Annotated in this window: 15 protein-coding genes; 10 read left to right on the top strand and 5 right to left on the bottom strand. The window is 68.8% G+C overall.

The annotated features are described in order from the left end of the window. On the bottom strand, nt 1–689 hold a 689-nt coding region (locus HB724_RS20640), incomplete at its 3' end, for a DUF1275 family protein (protein ID WP_213982433.1). Between the two features lie 81 nt (nt 690–770). On the opposite strand from HB724_RS20640, the gene HB724_RS18550 reads away from it, so the two are divergent. Together HB724_RS18550 and HB724_RS18545 are read left to right on the top strand one after the other, a co-directional pair. After that, nucleotides 771–1,397, top strand: coding sequence for a TRIC cation channel family protein (locus HB724_RS18550; RefSeq protein WP_213982432.1), 627 nt, complete (start codon nt 771–773; stop codon nt 1,395–1,397). A 41-nt stretch (nt 1,398–1,438) separates the two neighbouring features. Further along, complete coding sequence (locus tag HB724_RS18545) at nt 1,439–1,981, top strand: hypothetical protein (protein ID WP_213982431.1); 543 nt, start codon at nt 1,439–1,441, stop codon at nt 1,979–1,981. Between the two features lie 189 nt (nt 1,982–2,170). On the opposite strand, the gene HB724_RS18540 is transcribed toward HB724_RS18545, so the two are convergent. From HB724_RS18540 to sppA, 3 genes are read right to left on the bottom strand one after another with little or no spacing between them, the layout of a single operon-like run. Then, nucleotides 2,171–2,554 (bottom strand): STAS/SEC14 domain-containing protein, encoded by a 384-nt coding sequence (locus tag HB724_RS18540; protein ID WP_213982430.1) that lies wholly within the window; start codon nt 2,552–2,554, stop codon nt 2,171–2,173. Between the two features lie 59 nt (nt 2,555–2,613). Then, nucleotides 2,614–3,174, bottom strand: a complete 561-nt coding sequence (locus tag HB724_RS18535; protein ID WP_213982429.1) for a GNAT family N-acetyltransferase — start codon at nt 3,172–3,174, stop codon at nt 2,614–2,616. Continuing rightward, nucleotides 3,171–5,066, bottom strand: coding sequence for a signal peptide peptidase SppA (sppA, locus tag HB724_RS18530; protein WP_213982428.1), 1,896 nt, complete (start codon nt 5,064–5,066; stop codon nt 3,171–3,173). The genes HB724_RS18535 and sppA overlap by 4 nt, the downstream gene beginning before the upstream one ends. A 239-nt stretch (nt 5,067–5,305) precedes the next feature. Here sppA and groES point away from each other — a divergent pair, with 239 nt between their 5' ends. From groES to pepF, 4 genes are all read left to right on the top strand, one after another. Beyond that, nucleotides 5,306–5,593, top strand: coding sequence for a co-chaperone GroES (groES, locus tag HB724_RS18525; protein ID WP_187729926.1), 288 nt, complete (start codon nt 5,306–5,308; stop codon nt 5,591–5,593). 81 nt (nt 5,594–5,674) lie between these two features. Continuing rightward, the gene (gene groL, locus HB724_RS18520; protein WP_213982427.1) at nt 5,675–7,318 is read left to right on the top strand and encodes a chaperonin GroEL; all 1,644 of its coding nucleotides are present in this window, start codon (nt 5,675–5,677) and stop codon (nt 7,316–7,318) included. A 182-nt stretch (nt 7,319–7,500) separates the two neighbouring features. Further along, nucleotides 7,501–7,692 (top strand): hypothetical protein, encoded by a 192-nt coding sequence (locus tag HB724_RS18515; RefSeq protein ID WP_213982426.1) that lies wholly within the window; start codon nt 7,501–7,503, stop codon nt 7,690–7,692. 126 nt (nt 7,693–7,818) lie between these two features. After that, a complete protein-coding gene (gene pepF / locus HB724_RS18510) occupies nt 7,819–9,678 on the top strand; it encodes an oligoendopeptidase F (protein ID WP_213982425.1) in 1,860 nt (619 codons plus the stop codon). Nucleotides 9,679–9,817: 139 nt separating this feature from the next. Here pepF and HB724_RS18505 read toward each other — a convergent pair whose 3' ends face one another. Beyond that, nucleotides 9,818–10,873 carry a mannose-1-phosphate guanylyltransferase/mannose-6-phosphate isomerase gene (locus HB724_RS18505; protein ID WP_213982424.1) on the bottom strand — a complete coding sequence of 352 codons (1,056 nt, stop codon included), beginning with the start codon at nt 10,871–10,873 and terminating at the stop codon, nt 9,818–9,820. A 166-nt stretch (nt 10,874–11,039) separates the two neighbouring features. Here HB724_RS18505 and HB724_RS18500 point away from each other — a divergent pair, with 166 nt between their 5' ends. The 4 genes from HB724_RS18500 to HB724_RS18485 are packed head-to-tail and all read left to right on the top strand — an operon-like array spanning nt 11,040 to nt 17,914. Continuing rightward, nucleotides 11,040–12,428, top strand: a complete 1,389-nt coding sequence (locus tag HB724_RS18500) for a TIGR03013 family XrtA/PEP-CTERM system glycosyltransferase (protein ID WP_213982423.1) — start codon at nt 11,040–11,042, stop codon at nt 12,426–12,428. Further along, nucleotides 12,428–14,500, top strand: coding sequence for an XrtA/PEP-CTERM system histidine kinase PrsK (gene prsK / locus HB724_RS18495; protein ID WP_213982422.1), 2,073 nt, complete (start codon nt 12,428–12,430; stop codon nt 14,498–14,500). Before HB724_RS18500 ends, prsK begins: the two co-directional genes overlap by 1 nt. Further along, complete coding sequence (gene prsR / locus HB724_RS18490; RefSeq protein ID WP_213982421.1) at nt 14,497–15,849, top strand: PEP-CTERM-box response regulator transcription factor; 1,353 nt, start codon at nt 14,497–14,499, stop codon at nt 15,847–15,849. Before prsK ends, prsR begins: the two co-directional genes overlap by 4 nt. After that, nucleotides 15,833–17,914 (top strand): tetratricopeptide repeat protein, encoded by a 2,082-nt coding sequence (locus HB724_RS18485; RefSeq protein ID WP_256731616.1) that lies wholly within the window; start codon nt 15,833–15,835, stop codon nt 17,912–17,914. The genes prsR and HB724_RS18485 overlap by 17 nt, the downstream gene beginning before the upstream one ends. The last annotated feature ends 219 nt before the right edge of the window (nt 17,915–18,133 follow it).

The following is an 18,133-nucleotide window of genomic DNA, read 5'->3' as shown; positions in this document are numbered from 1 at the left end:
GGTTCCCGACCGAGCTGTTCACCTCCCTGCCCGCGACCAAGACCGCCCACCCCCACCGGGGAGAATGCGGCCCCCCCGCCCCCCTCCACCCGCCCCGCCCCCGTCCCTCTGCTCCGCGGGGCCCCCCCCCCCCCTATGCCCCCCCGCCCCAACCCCGCCCCCGCCAGGCACCCCCCCCCCCGCCCCAGGCGCGGCACCCAGGCCCAGCGATCGGGATCCCCCATCAGCGCGCCCGCCAGCTTGCGGCCCACGCGCACCAGCGATCCGCTCATCGAGGCCAGGCCGATCGCGACCTCGCCGTCCGGATCGGACATGCCGTGCACGGCCCCCATCGACGCGGCGAGCAGCAGCAGCACCGGCGCCCCCGGCGCGACGCTGGCCAGCCCCGCCGCGAGCAGCAGCAGGAGCGTCACCGCCAGCATCGCCCCCGCCGCGCCCCGCCCGGCCGCCGCGCGGACGATCACGCTCGACAGGATCACCCCCGCGATGAAGCTCATCACCAGCGCGCCCGCGGTCAGCGCCGCGCCCGCATCGCCGGTGCCGAGCCCGACGCCCAATCGCGTCGAATTGCCGCTCATGAAGGCGGCGAAGAAGCCCCCCATGCTGGTAAAGGCCAGCGCGTCGACGAAGCCGGCGAGCGCGGCGAGGCACACCGCGATCGCAATCAGCGGAGACTCGGTACGTTGCATGGCGCCCTATCTGCTACAGCCGCGCCCGACCCGCCAGAGGCAGTTTGACTTGGGCGCCCTCCCCAAGCGAAACCGGCGGCCATGCCCGCCCCCGTCCCCTTCGAGATCGGCCCGATCCTCCCCTGGCTAGACCTGTTCGGCATCGCCGTCTTCGCCGCCACCGGCGCGCTGGCGGCAGCGCGGCGCGAGCAGACCTTCGTCACCCTCGCCTTCTTCGCGCTCATCACCGGCGTCGGCGGCGGCACGATCCGCGACCTGCTGATCGGCGCGCCGGTATTCTGGGTGCATGATACGCGCGTCGCCGCGCTGTGCCTGGCGATGGCGGTCGCCCTGTGGTTCACGCCGCACCGCTGGTGGACGAGCGAGGTGTTCGACTGGCTCGATGCCGCCGGCCTCGCCGCCTATGCCGCGTTCGGCGCGGCCAAGGCGCTGGGCTATGGCATCGCCCCGGTGCCGGCGATCGTGATGGGCGTGCTGACGGCCTGTGCGGGCGGCATCATCCGCGATACCCTGGCGGGCGAGCCCTCGATCCTGATGCGGCCGGAACTGTACGTCACCGCCGCCGCGCTCGCATCGGCGCTCCATGTCGGGCTCAGCCTCGCCGGATTTCCGCCGCTCGCCGCCGGGCTGATCGCCGCCGCCGGAGGCTTCGCGCTGCGCGGCGCCGCGATCCACTGGAAGCTCGGCCTGCCCGCCTATCGCGGCTGAGGCGATTGCCTCGCCCCCTGAAGCGGGCGCAGACTGGCGCCATGGAGCAGGTGAGTCGCGGCCATCAATCGCTGGCGCAGGGCGAGGCGGAGCGCCGGTCCGGGCGCCCCGAAAGCGCACGCCGCGCCTTCGGCGAGGCCATCGCCCATTTCCGCGCCGAGGGAGACCTTCCCGGCGAGGCGAAGGCGCTGACCCGCCAGGCGCAGATCGCCCGCGACACCGGCGATCTCGACTGGGCGCTGCACGACCAGGCACAGGCGATCGCGCTGTTCCGCCGGGCCGGCGACGGCGGCGCGCTGGCGCATGCCCTGCGCCATGCCGGCGACATGTTCGTCGCGCAGGGCCAGTTCGCTTATGCCGCCGCGCATCTCCACGAGGCGCTCGATCTCTACCGCGCCGGCGCCGAGGCCCCGCCGCTCGATTTCGCCAGCGCCCTGCGCAGCGTCGCCCTGCTCGCCGAAGCGCTGAACGAGCCCGCCGAGGCGCGCCATTACTGGGGTGAGGCGCGCGGCCATTATGCCGGGCAAGGCGTGGAGGCCGGCGTGCGCGAGGCCGAGGCGCATCTGGCCGCGCTGGCGGGCTAGAAGCGAAATTCGGAGCGGCGGCAGCAAAGCCCATCCTCACCCCGGCCGAAGTGCCGGGATTCACCGGGATGCCGGGACAGCCGCTGGAGGCGTGAGGGGCTCTCTGGAGGAGCTGTGGACCCCGGCACTTCGGCCGGAGTGACGATGGAAGAGTATCGACCCCTTCGGCGCCGAATCCGCCTCAGGCGATCACTCCGCCAGCAGCCACGCGATCGCCGTCTCGCGATCGTCGAAGATGCCGACATCGGCGCGCACTTCCTTCAGCCGCTGCACCTGCCGCCGGGCGAGCGCCGTCGTGACGACGAACGCCACCTTGCGCGCCCAGAGCGCCCGCACCGCCGGATTATCGAACGTGCTCTTGAGCAGGTTCACCGTCGCCTGCGGCACGACCTGCACGCCGCTCGCATCGTAAAGGGTGACGTGCTTGCCGACATCGTCGCCCAGCGTGCGGATCGCGGCCCGCAGCTCCTCGCCGATCCAGGCGGCGTCCTCGGGCGACAGCAGACCTTCGAGCCGAAGATCGACGAGCTTGCGCGCGCGATCGACGGTGATCCAATGCGATACGGCATGCATGCAGGCCGTATAAACGGATTCTTCCCGCAAGGCATTGGACTTAAGTGGTTTAGAACCGTTCAGATTCGAACGACGCCCACTTCGCTGAATTTCTTAGGCTCGACCGGCGGCACGGCCGGATCGTTGAGCTCGCATTGCCAGAAGCCGACATCGATCCACTGGCCATGCTTGAAGCCGACTTCGCGATAGACGCCCGAACGGCGGAAACCCACCGCCTCGTGCAGCTTGATCGAGCGATCGTTGGGCAGGGTGATCGTGCCGATCGCATGGACGAAGCCCTGCGCGCGCAGCGTATCGACCAGCGCCTCGTAGAGCAGCCGCCCCACGCCCGATCCGCGCGATGCGTCGGTCAGGTAGATCGAAGTCTCGCAGACATATCTATACGCCGGCCGGTCGCGGAACTTGCTGGCAAAGGCATAGCCGATCACGCCGCCGTCGGGATCGCCGTTGGTCGCGACCATCCAGGGATAGAGCCCGTCGCTCGCCGCCATCCGCGTCCGCATCGCCCGCGTGTCCGGCGGGTCGATCTCGAACGAGGCGGTGCCGGTCAGCACGTGCGGGGCATAGATCGCCGCGATCGATGCGGCATCTTCGGGCGTGGCGGCTCGGATTGCGATCATCGGCCCAAACGTGCCAGCAAAAGCGCCAACAGGCTAGTGTCCTCTGCCCGCGCCGAGGCCGGGCCGATTCCCGCGCATTCCAGGCAGCGCGCCTGCACCGATCCGCCCGACGCCAGCCGCCGCGCATCGCCCAGCGCCTGCGCGAGCATCGCGCGCTGCTCGCCGGCGATCCGGGCATAGGCATCCTCGCCCGCCGGCTGATCGGCCCAGTCGTCGTCGTCATCATCGCTGCCCTGGCGCAGGATCGCCGCCAGGAAGGTCATCCAGCCGCTCGGCTGCTTCTCCAGATAGACCGGATGCACCTTGGCCGGATCGAGCTTGGCGCGCCGCGCCGCCTCGGCGATCGCATCCGGCAAGCCGCCGAACCGGTCCACCAACCCCAATTGATGCGCGACGCCGCCGATCCACACCCGGCCCTGGCCGATCTCGTCCACGCGCTGCGGCGTCAGCTTGCGGGCGTTCGCCACCAGCGCGATGAAGCGGCCATAGCCCGCCTCGATCGCCGATTGCAGGATGCGGTCCACCTGGGGGTTGGTCCCGCCATAGATGCTCGGCTGGCCGGTCAGCGGCGTGGTCTGCACGCCGTCGCTGGTCACGCCGATCTTGGCGAGGCTGTTCTCGAAGGTCGGCAATATGCCGAAGATGCCGATCGATCCGGTGATCGTGTTCGGCTCGGCGAAGATCGTGTCGCCCGAGGTGGAGACCCAATAGCCGCCGCTGGCCGCCAGGCTCCCCATCGAGACCACCACCGGCAGCCCCTTGGCCTTGGCCTGGAGCACCGCCTGGCGGATCTGCTCGGAGGCCAGCGCCGAACCGCCCGGCGAATCGACGCGCACCACCAGCGCCTTCAGCTTCCTGTCGGCGAGGCCCTTCAGGATCAGGCGGCTGATCGTGTCGCCGCCCGCGGTGCCCGGCCCCGCCTTGCCGTCGACGATCTCGCCGGCGACGGTGACCACGCCGATCGCATCGCCCCGGCTCGGCGCCGGATTGGCGGCCAGCCAGTCGCGCAGGCGGATCGCGTTGAAATTGCCCGCCACCTTGTCGTTGCGGGCGCCGGCGATCTCGGCGACGCGCTTGCCGAAGGCGATACGGTCGCCGATCCTGTCGATGATGCCATAGGCCAGATTGGCCTGGGCGATATCGCCCTTGGCGCCGGCGATCACGTCGTCGGGCTTGGCGATGAATTCGGCGACGCGCGCCTTGGGCCGCGCCCTGGCGATCGATTGCCGCCACTGGTCCAGGATCGATCCGTACAACGCCTGGCTCGCCTCGCGCGCCTCGGGTGACATGTCGGCGCGGATATAGGGCTCGACCGCCGACTTGTACTTGCCGACCTTGTAGACGTGCGCGGTGACGCCGAGCTTGTCGATCAGGCCCTTGTAATAGAGCTGGCGCCCGCCCGGCCCCATGAACATCGTTCCGCCCATCGGATGGGTCCAGATCTCGTTCGCGGCCGATGCGATCAGATAGGAGCTGTCGGTATAGCCGGTGGCATAGGCGAGCACCGGCTTGCCGCTCGCGCGCACCCGCGCCACCGCCTGGGCGACGTCGGTGACCGCGGCCGGATAGCCGCCCAGGAAGCGGTCCATGTCGAGCACCACGGCCTTCACCCGGCCATCGGTCCGCGCCGCGTCGAGCGCGCGGAGCACGTCGCGCAGGCGCACCTGCCCCGCCACGCTGCCGCCGGCGCTCTGCCAGGGATCGGGCTGCTCGGGCTGCTCGACCAGCGTGCCGTCCAGCGCCACCACCAGCGCGCCGTCGCGGATCGCCGCGGCATTGGGCTTGTGCGACAGCACGGCGAACAGGCCGGCGAAGAACAGGAGCAACAGGACCAGGACCAGAAAGTCCTTGATCCCCACCAGTATTTTCCACGCGCCTCGAACCAGCTTCACTTGTGCGGCTCCTGCCAAGATGAGGCGTCCCTGCTACCGGATGCGACAGGCCGAGTAAACCGACTGTATTATCGCTCCAATACAGGCTGTCCGCCAAACGGACGATCGGCCCGGCCGGAGTCGAAAACATATCGGCGCGGACCCGTTGACGAATAGGAGCCGGCTGCGCATATGCCGGCCTGTTAGCACTCAGGCCAAGTGAGTGCTAAACGCGAATCAACCAAAAGAGGAACCTGGCAATGAACTTCCGTCCGTTGCACGACCGCGTGCTCGTCCGCCGCGTCGAGGCCGAGGAAAAGACCGCCGGCGGGATCATCATCCCCGACACCGCCAAGGAAAAGCCGCAGGAAGGCGAAGTCGTCGCCGCCGGCACCGGCACCAAGACCGAAGACGGCAAGATCCTGCCGCTCGACGTCAAGGCCGGCGACAAGATCCTGTTCGGCAAGTGGTCGGGCACCGAGGTCAAGGTCAATGGTGAGGATCTCCTCATCATGAAGGAAAGCGACATCCTGGGGATCGTCGGCTGATCCTCCGCCTGGAGAGCGTTTTTTCGCAATCCGGGTGTCAAGCGTGTCAACCAATTCCACTAGATTGAAAGGGTAGCCAACATGGCAGCCAAGGACGTGAAATTCAGCCGCGACGCGCGTGAGCGCATCCTGCGCGGCGTCGATATCCTCGCCGATGCGGTGAAGGTCACGCTGGGGCCGAAGGGCCGCAACGTCGTGATCGACAAGTCGTTCGGTGCGCCCCGCATCACCAAGGACGGCGTCACCGTCGCCAAGGAAATCGAACTCAAGGACAAGTTCGAGAACATGGGCGCGCAGATGATCCGCGAAGTCGCGTCGAAGACGAACGACCTCGCCGGTGACGGCACCACCACCGCCACCGTGCTCGCCCAGGCGATCGTCCGCGAGGGCATGAAGTCGGTCGCGGCCGGCATGAACCCGATGGACCTGAAGCGCGGCATCGATCTCGCCGTCCTCAAGGTCGTCGAGGACATCCAGGCGCGCTCGAAGCCGGTTTCGGGCTCGAACGAGATCGCCCAGGTCGGCATCATCTCGGCAAACGGCGACACCGTCGTCGGCGAGAAGATCGCCGAGGCGATGGAGAAGGTCGGCAAGGAAGGCGTCATCACCGTCGAAGAGGCGAAGGGTCTCGATTTCGAGCTCGACGTCGTCGAGGGCATGCAGTTCGACCGCGGCTATCTGTCGCCCTATTTCATCACCAACCCGGACAAGATGACGGTCGAGCTCAGCGATCCGTACATCCTGATCCACGAGAAGAAGCTCTCCAACCTCCAGGCGATGCTTCCGATCCTCGAGGCCGTGGTGCAGAGCGGCCGTCCGCTCCTCATCATCGCCGAGGACATCGAGGGCGAGGCCCTGGCCACGCTCGTCGTCAACAAGCTGCGCGGCGGCCTGAAGGTCGCGGCCGTCAAGGCGCCGGGCTTCGGCGATCGCCGCAAGGCGATGCTCGAGGACATCGCCGTCCTGACCAAGGGCGAAGTGATCTCCGAGGATCTCGGCATCAAGCTCGAGACCGTGACCCTGGGCATGCTCGGCACCGCCAAGCGCGTCTCGATCGACAAGGACAACACCACCATCGTCGATGGCGCCGGTGATGCCGATTCGATCAAGGGCCGCACCGATGCGATCCGCCAGCAGATCGAGAACACCACCAGCGACTATGATCGCGAGAAGCTCCAAGAGCGTCTCGCCAAGCTCGCCGGCGGCGTTGCGGTCATCAAGGTCGGCGGCGCTTCGGAAGTCGAAGTGAAGGAGCGCAAGGATCGCGTCGACGACGCCCTCCACGCGACCCGCGCGGCGGTCGAAGAGGGCATCGTCCCCGGTGGCGGCACGGCGCTGCTCTATGCCACCAAGGCGCTCGAGGGCCTGAAGGGCGTCAACGACGACCAGACCCGCGGCATCGATATCGTCCGCAAGGCGCTCTACGCGCCGGTCCGCCAGATCGCGCAGAATGCCGGTCATGACGGTGCGGTGATCTCGGGCAAGCTGCTCGACGGCAACGATCCCAACCTGGGCTTCAACGCCCAGACCGACGTCTACGAGAACCTCGTCGCCGCCGGCGTGATCGACCCGACCAAGGTCGTCCGCACCGCGCTGCAGGATGCGGCCTCGGTCGCCGGCCTGCTCATCACGACGGAAGCCGCCGTGTCCGAGCTGCCGGAAGACAAGCCCGCCATGCCCATGGGCGGCGGCGGCATGGGTGGCATGGGCGGCATGGACTTCTAAGTCCGGCTGCCGGCCTTCCAGGGCTGGAAAAGAAGAAGGGCCGGCGGAGCGATCTGCCGGCCCTTTTTTTTGCGGGAAGCCGCGCCGTCCGAAGGATGACCGGACTTTCCATTCCTATAAATTGAGGACAAGACGCGCAGGCGCCGATCGCTTCGGCGCCAGATCGATAGAGGGGCGTACCAGTGTTCAGTTGGATTGCCGGGCGCGTGCGCTGCCTGGGGGGCAAGCACGAGCGTTCGGAAAAGCATATCCGCCAGAGCGCGGACGAAAAACATGTCAGCCGGTGCCGCTATTGCGGCACGCCGATGAAGCGCCGCGCGAAGCGCGACTGGATCGTGATCTCCAAGGCCGAATATCGCGAGCTCGCCGGCTAGATCGCCCTCCGTCCTCACGGGTGTGTTGGCGCTCTAACGCGACAAAACGCTTCCCTTGCACGGCCTGGCGCGACAATATCCGGGCATCGCGCCGGCCCGCCGGCATCCAGCCATGAGAGCCTGTCCATGACCGAACTTACCCGCCGCCAGGCGCTGTCCGCCGCCGCGCTTGCCGGCCTCGCCGCCGCCGTCCCCGCCTGGGCACAGGATGTCGCCGCCACCGGCGCCGCCTGGGATCTGACGGACCTCTACCCGAGCGACGCCGCCTGGGACGAGGCGCGCAAGGCCGTGCTCGCGGCGATTCCCGGCGTCGCCAAGTTCAAGGGCCGGCTGGGCGAAAGCGCCGATGTGCTGGCGCAGGCGCTGGTGCTCCAGTCCGATCTCGGCCGCACGATCGCGCGCGTCTATACCTATGCCAGCCTCAAGGGCGACGAGGACGTCCGCGTCTCCGCCTATCAGGAGAAGCAGGCCCAGGCGGTCGATCTCTACACTGCGTTCGGCGAAGCCACCGCCTGGTTCTCGCCCGAGCTGCTGACGATCGGCCAGGCGAAGCTCGACGGCTTCATCGCGACGAACGCCACGCTCAAGTCCCGTTTCGACCATTCCCTGGCGAACGCCATCCGCCAGGCCGCGCATACGCTCTCGCCCGAAGGCGAATCGATCCTGGCAAGCGCGTCCGCCCCGCTTCAGGCGCCCGGCGACATTTCCGGCCAGCTCCGCTCGTCGGACATCCCCTGGCCAACGATCACGCTCTCCACCGGCAAGGAAGTCCGGCTCGACAGCCAGGGCTATACGCTCAATCGCGACGCGCCGAACCGCGAGGACCGCAAGGCCGTGTTCGACGCCTTCTGGACCGCGCACGGCAAGTTCCAGAACTCGTTCGGCGCGACCTACAACGCGCAGGTGAAGGGCGACATCTTCTACGCCAAGGCGCGCAAATACCCCACCGCGCTCGCCGCCGCCCTCTCCGGCGCCAACATTCCCGAGCCGGTCTATCGCACGCTGGTCGCCGAGGCGAACAAGGGGCTGCCCCAGCTCCACCGCTATTTCGACCTGCGCCGGCGGATGCTCAAGCTGCCCGACATCCATTATTACGACATCTATCCGCCGCTCGTGTCGCTCGACCGGACCTTCACGCTCGATCAGATGCGCACGACCACGCTGGAGGCGGCCCAGCCGCTCGGCCCCGATTACCAGGCGCGCATCGCCAAGGCGACCGCCGCCAAGTGGATGGACCCCCGCCCGCGCCCCGGCAAGCGGCCCGGCGCATACATGAACCCCGGCGCGTTCGACGTGCATCCCTATCTGCTGCTCAACCTGTCGGACAAATATGACGGGATGACCACCTATGCGCACGAATGGGGCCATGCGCTCCACTCGCTGCTCGCCAATTCGGCCCAGCCCTATGACAAGGCCGATTATCCGATCTTCCTCGCCGAGATCGCCTCGACCGCCAACGAGCAGCTCCTGGTCGCGCACATGCTGAAGAATGCGAAGACGAAGGAGGAGAAGCTCTATTATCTCGGCCAGCAGATGGAGAATTTCCGCGGCACCTTCTATCGCCAGACGATGTTCGCCGAGTTCGAGCTCAAGGCGCACGACCTGGCCGAAGCGGGCGAGGGCCTGTCGGGCGAGAAGTTTACCAGCGTCTATTTCGACCTGCTGAAGCGCTATCACGGCCCGGCAATGGGCTTCGATCCGGCCTATGCGAACGAGTGGGCGTTCATCCCCCACTTCTACAACAGCTTCTACGTCTATCAGTATGCGACCTGCATCGCGGCGGCGACATACTTTGCCCAGCAGATCCTGAAGGGCGGCGCCAAGGAGCGCGACAATTACCTGTCCGTGCTGAAGGCCGGCGGATCGGACTATCCGGTCGACATCCTCAAGCGCGCCGGCCTCGATATGGCGAGCCCCGCGCCCTATCAGGCGCTCGTCGCGGCGTTCAAGGACACGCTCGACCAGGCCGAGGCGCTGCTGGGGTAATTCTGCCGACTCCCTCTCCCGCTCGCGGGAGAGGGCCGGGGTGAGGGTTAAGTGCGATGCACTCCGAATGAAGAACCGTCGGCTTCACCTTCCCCGACTCACCCTCCCCTAACCCCTCCCGCAAGCGGGAGGGGAATCATCAGCGCTTCATCGCCTCGATGATCTTCTTGACCTCCTGGCTGCGCCCGCGCGGCAGCACCAGCACGTCGTCGCCCGTCACCACCACGATCAAGTCCTTCACGCCGACCAGCGCGACGCGCCTGCCGGGCTCGCTGCGGACCAGGCAGTTCTCGGTGTCGATCGCGATCACGTCGCCGCGGCAGACATTGCCATGCCCGTCGCAGTCGCTGATCGCGTGGAGCGCATCCCAGCTCCCCACGTCGCTCCAGCCCATCGCCACCGGCACCACCGCGACGCGCGGCGCCTTCTCCATCACCGCATAATCGATCGAATCGGAGGGGCAGGCGGCGAACTCGTCGTCGTCCGGCCAGATACGGCCGCCCTCGCGCCGCGCCTTGTCCATCGATCGCTGGACCGCGACCAGCATCTCGGGCGCATAGACGCTGAGCGCGCCCAGATACATGTCGGCGCGGAACAGGAAGATGCCGCCGTTCCAGGCATGGTCGCCCGCTTCCAGCATCGCCTCCGCCTTGTCGCGCGGCGGCTTCTCGACGAAGTGCTCGACGCGGTGGACACCGTTCGAAATCTCCTCGCCCACCTTGATCCAGCCATAGCCGGTCTCGGGCGCGTCGGGCGAGATGCCGAACGTCACCAGCCAGCCCTGCTCTACCAGCGGCAGCGCCACTTCGATCGCGGCATGGAACGCATCGACATCGGCGATGACATGATCCGACGGCATCACCAGCAACGGCTCGCTGCCGCCGCCCGCCGCGACCGCCGCCAGCGCGATCGCCGGGGCGGTGTTGCGGCCCATCGGCTCGAGGATCAGCGCCTGGGCGACAGCCTCCACCTGCGCAAGCTGCGCCTCGACCATATCGGCATGGAAGGCGTTGGCGACTACGATCGGCCGGGCGAAACGCGCGCCCGCGGTGCGGCGCGCGGTCAGCTGGAGCATCGTCTCCTCCGCCGTCAGCGCCAGCAATTGCTTGGGCATCTCGGGCCGAGACAGCGGCCACAGGCGCGTGCCCGATCCCCCCGACAGGATGACAGGAATGATCGGCTTCGAATCTGGCATGCAAAAGGGTTCCTCTGGAGCCAATGCTCTAGTCGCTTGCTCCCCGTTGGTAAAACGGTGCGCAACCGCAACGGTTTCGCAGGAGCATATGAATCTTTCCGGCGGTTGACCGACACGTGTCTTCGTGTCGGATTCGTTTACACTTCGCCTGTAAAGCGGAAGGGCAATGATCCGCTTGTTCAAGCATTATGTGCCGAATGCCGTGCTGCTGCTCGGCATGCTGGACATCATCCTGCTCGTCGTGGCGGGCGAGGCGGGCTGGCTGATGCGCGCGCACCAGATCGACATGCTGCCGACGCCGATCGCGACGCGCTGGCCGCAACTGACCACTTTCGCGTTCACCCTGGAAATCGCGATGATCGCGGTGGGCGTCTATGGCGCCGACGCGCTCCAGTCGCTCCGCTTCGCCACCGCGCGGCTGATCGTCGCGATCGCGCTCGGCGTGATCGGGCTGAGCGTGCTCTATTTCCTGATTCCCCAGATCAGCTTCTGGCGCTCGAACCTGATCTTCGCGGCGCCCGCGGCGATCGTGATGCTGATCTTCCTGCGCATCCTGCTCGGCAAGGCGCTGGGCAGCCAGGCGTTCAAGCGCCGCATCGTCGTGCTCGGCGCCGGCCCGCGCGCCGCGCGGCTGAAAGTCCTGTCGAAGACCCCCGGCGCGGGCTTCGCGGTCGTCGGCTATGTCGCGATGAGCGAGGCGAACCGCGTAATCCCCGAGGCGATCAACCGCGACGCGATCTACAACCTCGCCGACCATGTCGTGCTGCTCAACGCCAGCGAAGTCGTCCTGGCGCTGGAGGAGCGCCGCAACGCGCTGCCGCTCAAGGATCTGCTGCGGATCAAGACCACCGGCGTCCATGTCAACGAGATCTCGACCTTCCTCGAGCGCGAGACCGGCCGCGTCGACCTCGACAGCGTCAATCCGAGCTGGCTGATCTTCTCCGACGGCTTCTCGTCCGGCCGGATGGTGTCGAGCGCGTTCAAGCGGCTGTTCGACATCGCCGCCAGCTCGGTGCTGCTCGTGCTGATGCTGCCGCTGATCCTCCTCACCGGAATCGCGATCCGGCTGGAGAGCAAGGGACCGGCGCTCTATCGCCAGCGCCGCGTCGGCCTCTATGGCCAGGGGTTCGACGTCATCAAGCTGCGCTCGATGCGCCAGGATGCCGAAGCCGCGGGCAAGGCGGTCTGGGCCGAGAAGGACGATCCGCGCATCACCCGCATCGGCCGCCTCATCCGCAAGTGCCGGATCGACGAGCTGCCGCAATGCTGGAGCGTGCTGAAAGGCGAGATGAGCTTTGTCGGCCCGCGCCCCGAACGGCCGCAGTTCGTCGAGGATCTCGAGCAGAAGCTGCCTTATTATGCCGAGCGCCACATGGTGAAGCCGGGCATCACCGGCTGGGCGCAGATCAACTATCCCTATGGCGCCTCGATCGAGGATTCGCGCCAGAAGCTCGAATATGACCTGTTCTACGCCAAGAACTACTCGCCCTTCCTCGATCTGCTGATCCTCCTCCAGACGCTGAGAGTGGTGATCTTCCCCGAAGGGGCGCGCTGATGGCGGCCGCGCTGACGCTGTGGCTGCACGCGCTGGCGGCGCTGCTGTTCGGCGCCCTGACCCTGCTCGCGCTGCACCCGCGCGACAATGGCGCGCCGCGCCGTTCGCTGGCGGTCGCGCTGGGCATGACCGCGCTCTGGGCGCTGGCGGTGGCCGGCATCGGCGGCGACGAAATGGTGACGCGCGCGGCGGAGGCGCTGCGCAACCTCGCCTGGCTCGGCTTCATGATCATGCTGCACCGGCGCGACGGCAATGCCCGCCCGCCCTTCGCGCTCGGCACCGTCTATGGCGTGGTGGCGATCGTGGGGCTCGGCGCGTTCGCGCTCCATATCGTCGCAGTCACCGCCAGGCCGGAAACCGTCCTGCAAACCGAGACGGCTGCGCTCCTGCTGCGCATGCTGGTGGCGGTGACGGCGCTGGTGCTCGTCCAGGCACTCCATTCGGCGGTGGCGCCCGCCACCGGCGGCGGCCTGCGCTGGGTGGTCGTCGCGCTGGCGGGACTGTGGTTCACCGACTTCGCGGTGTTCAGCATCGCCTATCTGGCCGGCGACGCCGCGCCCGAGCTGTCGGTGGCACGCGGCGCGGCGATGGTGCTGATCGCGCTGGCGATGGGCGTGGGCCTCCAGCGCAAGGGCGAATGGAGCGTCCAGGTCTCGCGCACCGTCGCCTATCAATCGCTCTCGCTGGTCGCGATCGGCGCCTATTTCGCGCTGCTGGCGCTCGCCACCAGCGCGATCGCCACGGTGGGCGGCGCCAATGCCCGCGTGTACCAGACCGCCTTCGTCTTCGGATCGACCGCCGCGATCCTGGCGCTCGTCTCGAACTCCTGGCTGCGCGCCTGGGCCAAGGTGAAGCTCGCCAAGCACCTGTTCCGCCACCGCTATGACTATCGCGCCGAGTGGATGCGCTTCACCGACACGCTCGGCGCGCCCGAAGGCGCCGCACCGCTCGACGAACGCATCGTCAAGGCGGTGGCGGACCTGACCGATTCGCCCGCCGGCCTGCTGCTCGTGCCCGACGGCACCGGGCTGGGGCCGGGCGCCGCGTGGAACTGGGACCGCGGCACGCTGCCCGGCGCCGGCGACGCGGCCCTCGCTCATCATCTCGAAGCGACCGGCCGCATCCTCGAGCTCGATCTCCTGCGCCGCAGCCAGGCCGACGCCGCCGATGCGGCGGCGGTGCCGCAATGGATGCTCGATCTGGATGCGGCCTGGGTGCTGGTGCCGCTGCCGCACATGGGCAGCCTAGTCGGCGCGATCCTGCTCGCCCGCCCCCCGGTTCCGCGCGCGCTCGACTGGGAGGATTTCGACCTGCTCAAGGTCGCCGGCCGCCAGGCCGCCAGCTATCTCGCCGAGGCGAGCGCCCAGGGCGCGCTCGCCGACGCCCAGCGCTTCGACGAGTTCAACCGCCGCTTCGCCTTCATCCTCCACGACATCAAGAACCTGGTCAGCCAACTCACCCTCACCGCGCGCAATGCCGAGCGCCATGCCGACAAGCCCGAGTTCCGCGCCGATATGGTCGCGACGCTGAGGGATTCGTCCGAGCGGATGAACGCGCTGCTCGCCCGCCTGTCGCAGCACAACCGCGCCCGGCCCGAGGCACCGCACGCCACCGAGATCGTGCCGCTGGTCGAGCGCATCGCTTCCGCCCGGCGCGGCCAGCATCCGCTCGCCGTCTCGGGCATCCGCGCAGCGGTCGCGCTCGCCGATCCGGCGGGGCTGGAGCAGCTGCTCGGCCATCTCGTCCAGAACGCGATCGAGGCGAGCCCGCCGCACGAGCCGGTCACGCTCGCCGTCGCCGCCGACGGCATCCAGGTGACGGTCGACGTGATCGATCGGGGCTGCGGCATGTCCCCCGCCTTTATCCGCGACAAATTGTTCAAGCCCTTCGTCTCGTCCAAGCCCGGCGGCTTCGGCATCGGCGCGTTCGAGGCGCAGCAGCTCGCCGCCGCGATGCAGGCGCGCATCGAAGTCGCCTCGCGCGAGGGCGAGGGCACGCGCTTCCGCGTCATCCTGAAGGCCGCGCACGCCGCCGACGTGCCCGCCAATGCACGCGCAGGCAGGGCCGCATGACCGATATGAAACCCAAGCTCCTGATCGTCGAGGACGACGCCGGGCTCCAGCGCCAGCTCCGCTGGGCCTATGACGGCTATGAGATCCTCACCGCCGCCAATCGCGAGGAGGCGATCGCCGCGATCCGCGCCGACGAGCCGCCGGTGGTCACGCTCGATCTCGGCCTGCCGCCCGATCCGGACGGCACCGCCGAGGGCTTCGCCACGCTGGAGACGATCCTGAAGCTCGCGCCCGCGACCAAGGTGATCGTCGCCTCCGGCCACGGCGCGCGCGAATCGATGCTGCGCGCGATCGAGATGGGCGCCTGGGACTTCTACCAGAAGCCGATCGACATCGACGCGCTCGGCCTGATCGTTGCCCGCGCCTTCCACGTCCATGCGCTGGAGGCCGAGAACCGCCGCCTCGCCGAGCGTGCCGAGGCGGGCGCGGTGCTGGGCGGCATGATCACCGGCGCGCCGGAGATGCTGAAGGTCACCCGCACGATCGAGCGCGTCGCCGGCGCCGACGTCTCGGTGATGCTGCTCGGCGCCAGCGGCACCGGCAAGGAGCTGCTCGCCCGCGGCCTCCACGACGCCAGCCGGCGCAAGGGCAATTTCATCGCGATCAACTGCGCCGCGATCCCCGAGACCCTGCTCGAATCCGAGCTGTTCGGCCATGAGAAGGGCGCCTTCACCGGCGCGGTGAAGACCACCGAGGGCAAGATCGAGCTCGCCCACAAGGGCACGCTCTTCCTCGACGAAGTGGGCGACATCCCGCTGCCGCTCCAGGTCAAGCTGCTGCGCTTCCTCCAGGAGCGCGTGATCGAGCGCGTCGGCGGCCGCCAGCCGATCCCGGTCGACACCCGCATCGTCTGCGCGACGCATCAGGACGTCGATGCGATGGTCGCCGAGAACCGCTTCCGCGAGGATCTCTATTACCGGCTGGCGGAAATCGTCGTCCGCATCCCCTCGCTCGCGCAGCGGCCCGGCGATGCGGGCCTGCTCGCGCGCCATTTCCTCAAGAAATACGCCGCCGCGATGCACACCGGCGCGAAGAGCTTCGCCCCCGACGCGCTCGCTGCGATCGACGCCTGGGGCTGGCCCGGCAATGTCCGCGAGCTGGAGAACCGGGTGAAGCGCGCCGCCATCATGGCCGACGGCAAGAGCGTGACAGCCGAGGATCTCGATCTCGGCCCCGCCGGCGATGCCGAGCCGATCAACCTCAAGGCCGCGCGCGAGATCGCCGATCGCACCGCGATCCGCCACGCCCTGGCCCGTGCCGAAGGCAATATCTCGGGCACCGCGCGGCTGCTCGGGATCAGCCGCCCCACCCTCTACGACCTGATGAAGACCTATGGCCTCCAGCCCTGAGCGCAGGCGCCGCGCCAAACGCCCGCCGGTCCTGCGCCGCCTGCTGGTGGTGGCGGGCGGAATCGGCGCGTTCGGCATCGCGCTCGCCGCCTTCCTGATGCTTGCACCCGACCGGCTCGGCGCGGCCGGCGAAGGCGATCCCGTCGCCCGCAGCGAATCCCTGCTCCAGCAGAGCAATGCCAGCGCCGCCAAGGCCGCCGCGCTCGACGCCGTGCGGGCAGATCCCAACAACGCCCGAGCGCATCTCGCGCTCGCCCAGGCGATGCTCGCGCTCGACGACGGCGTCGGCGCCGAGGGCGAGATCCAGCGCGCGGTGGACACCGGCTATGACGCGAAGCTGGTTCCCCAGCTTCGCGCACATGCGCTGCTGCTCCAGGGCGACGAGGACCGCGCCATCGCCGAGGCCGGCAAGGCGATCCCGCAATATCGCGCCTATGCGCTCCGCATCCGCGCCCGCGCGCTGACGCTCCAGGGCAGATATGACGACGCCCAGGCCGCGCTCGGCGAAGCGATGCGCATCGCCCCGCAGGACGCGGCCCTGTGGACCGATCTCGGCCGCTTCCGCTATGCGACCGGCGATCTGCGCGGCGCCGTCCAGGCGGCCGAACAGGCGGTGAGGCTCGATGCCGGCAACGCCCGCGCGCTGCTGTTGCGCGGCGAGCTGGTGCGCAGCCAATATGGGCTGATCGCCGCGCTCCCCTGGTTCGAGGCTGCGCTGAAGCGCGATCCCCATCTCCACGACGCGCTGATCGAATATGCCGCGACTTTGGGCGATGCAGGCCGGACGCAGGACGCGCTCGCCGCCACCCGCCGTGCGCTGGAAGCGCGGCCCGGCAGCGCGCAGGCCTTCTACCTTCAGGCGGTCATCGCCGCGCGTGCGGGCGACGACGATCTCGCCCGCAGCCTGCTCGAAAAGACCGGCGGCGCGCTCGACGACGTGCCCGGCGTCCTCCTGCTCGGCGGCACGCTCGACATGGAGGAAGGCGATTACGAGCAGGCGATCGGCAAGCTGAAGGAACTCGTCGCCGTCCAGCCGATGAATCTCACCGCGCGGAAGCTGCTCGCTTCCGCGCTGCTCCGCACCGATTCGGCGCGCAACGCAATCGACATCCTCCGCCCGATCGTCGCGCGCGGCGATGCCGACAGCTATGTGCTCACGCTTGCCGCCCGAGGCTATGAGCGGATCGGCGACCGTGCCGCCGCCGCCCGGCTGCTCGATCGCGCCGCCTATCCGGCGGTATCGGAATCGGGCGCGTTCAGCCCCGACGACAGCATCGCCGTGCTCGCCGCACCCGCTGCCGAACGCCCCGGCGACCCCGACACCGCCGTCCCGCTGATCCGCGCGATGATCGCTCAGGGCGACAAGGCCGGCGCGCTCGCCAAGGCCCAGGCGCTGGTCCGCGACAACCCCGGCGTGCCCGGCGCGCAGATCCTGCTCGGCGACATGCTGATGCTGGGAAGTCGTTATGGCGATGCCGCCGCCGCCTATCGCCTGGCGGCGGACCTGCGCTTCGACGAGCCGACCATGCTCCGCCTGGTCGAGGCGCTCGATCGCGGCGGCCATCGCCAGGATGCCGCCAATGCCCTCGCGCTGTTCCTGTCGCAGAACCCGGCCAATATCGCCGCGCTGCGCCTGTCGGGCCAATGGCAGCTCGCCGCCGGCGACTATGACGCCGCGATCGACACGCTCGAATCCCTGCACGCCCGCATCGGCGACGGCGACGCCGCACTCGATGCCGATCTCGCAACGGCCTATTCGGGCGCCGGCGAGGATGAGATCGCGCTCGATTTCGCCGAGGCGGCCTATGGCCTCGCCCCCGCCAATCCCGCTGCGGCGGACGCCTATGGCTGGGCGCTCTACCAGAGCGGCGATGCCGAGGGTGCGCTCCAGCTGCTGCAAAAGGCCGTCGCGCAGGTGCCGAACCATGCGGGCCTGCGCTGGCACCTTGCGCAGGTCTATGCCGAGCTCGGCCGCAAGCCCGAGGCCAGGCAACAGGCCCAGGCCGCCCTCGCCGATCCCCGCTTCGGCGACCGCGCGGCGGCACAGGCGATGCTCACTTCCTGACGATCCTCCCCGGCACGGGGAGGGGGACCATGCGAAGCATGGTGGAGGGGGAGCGCCACACGGGAATCGCCTGCGGAGAGCCCCCTCCACCCTTTTCCCTCCGCCACCCGTTCCCCCCCCCCCGCCCGCCGTGGCCCCCGTCCCCCACCCCCCCCGCCCCCCGCCACCACCTCTCCCCATCACCCCCCCCCTTTCCCCCCCCCCCCCCTCCCCCCCCCC

This window comes from Sphingomonas sp. dw_22 (assembly GCF_018449795.1).
GTDB lineage: Bacteria > Pseudomonadota > Alphaproteobacteria > Sphingomonadales > Sphingomonadaceae > Sphingomonas.
The sequence above is the reverse complement of the archived record's forward strand: the minus strand, read 5'-3'. Positions and strand labels throughout refer to the sequence as shown.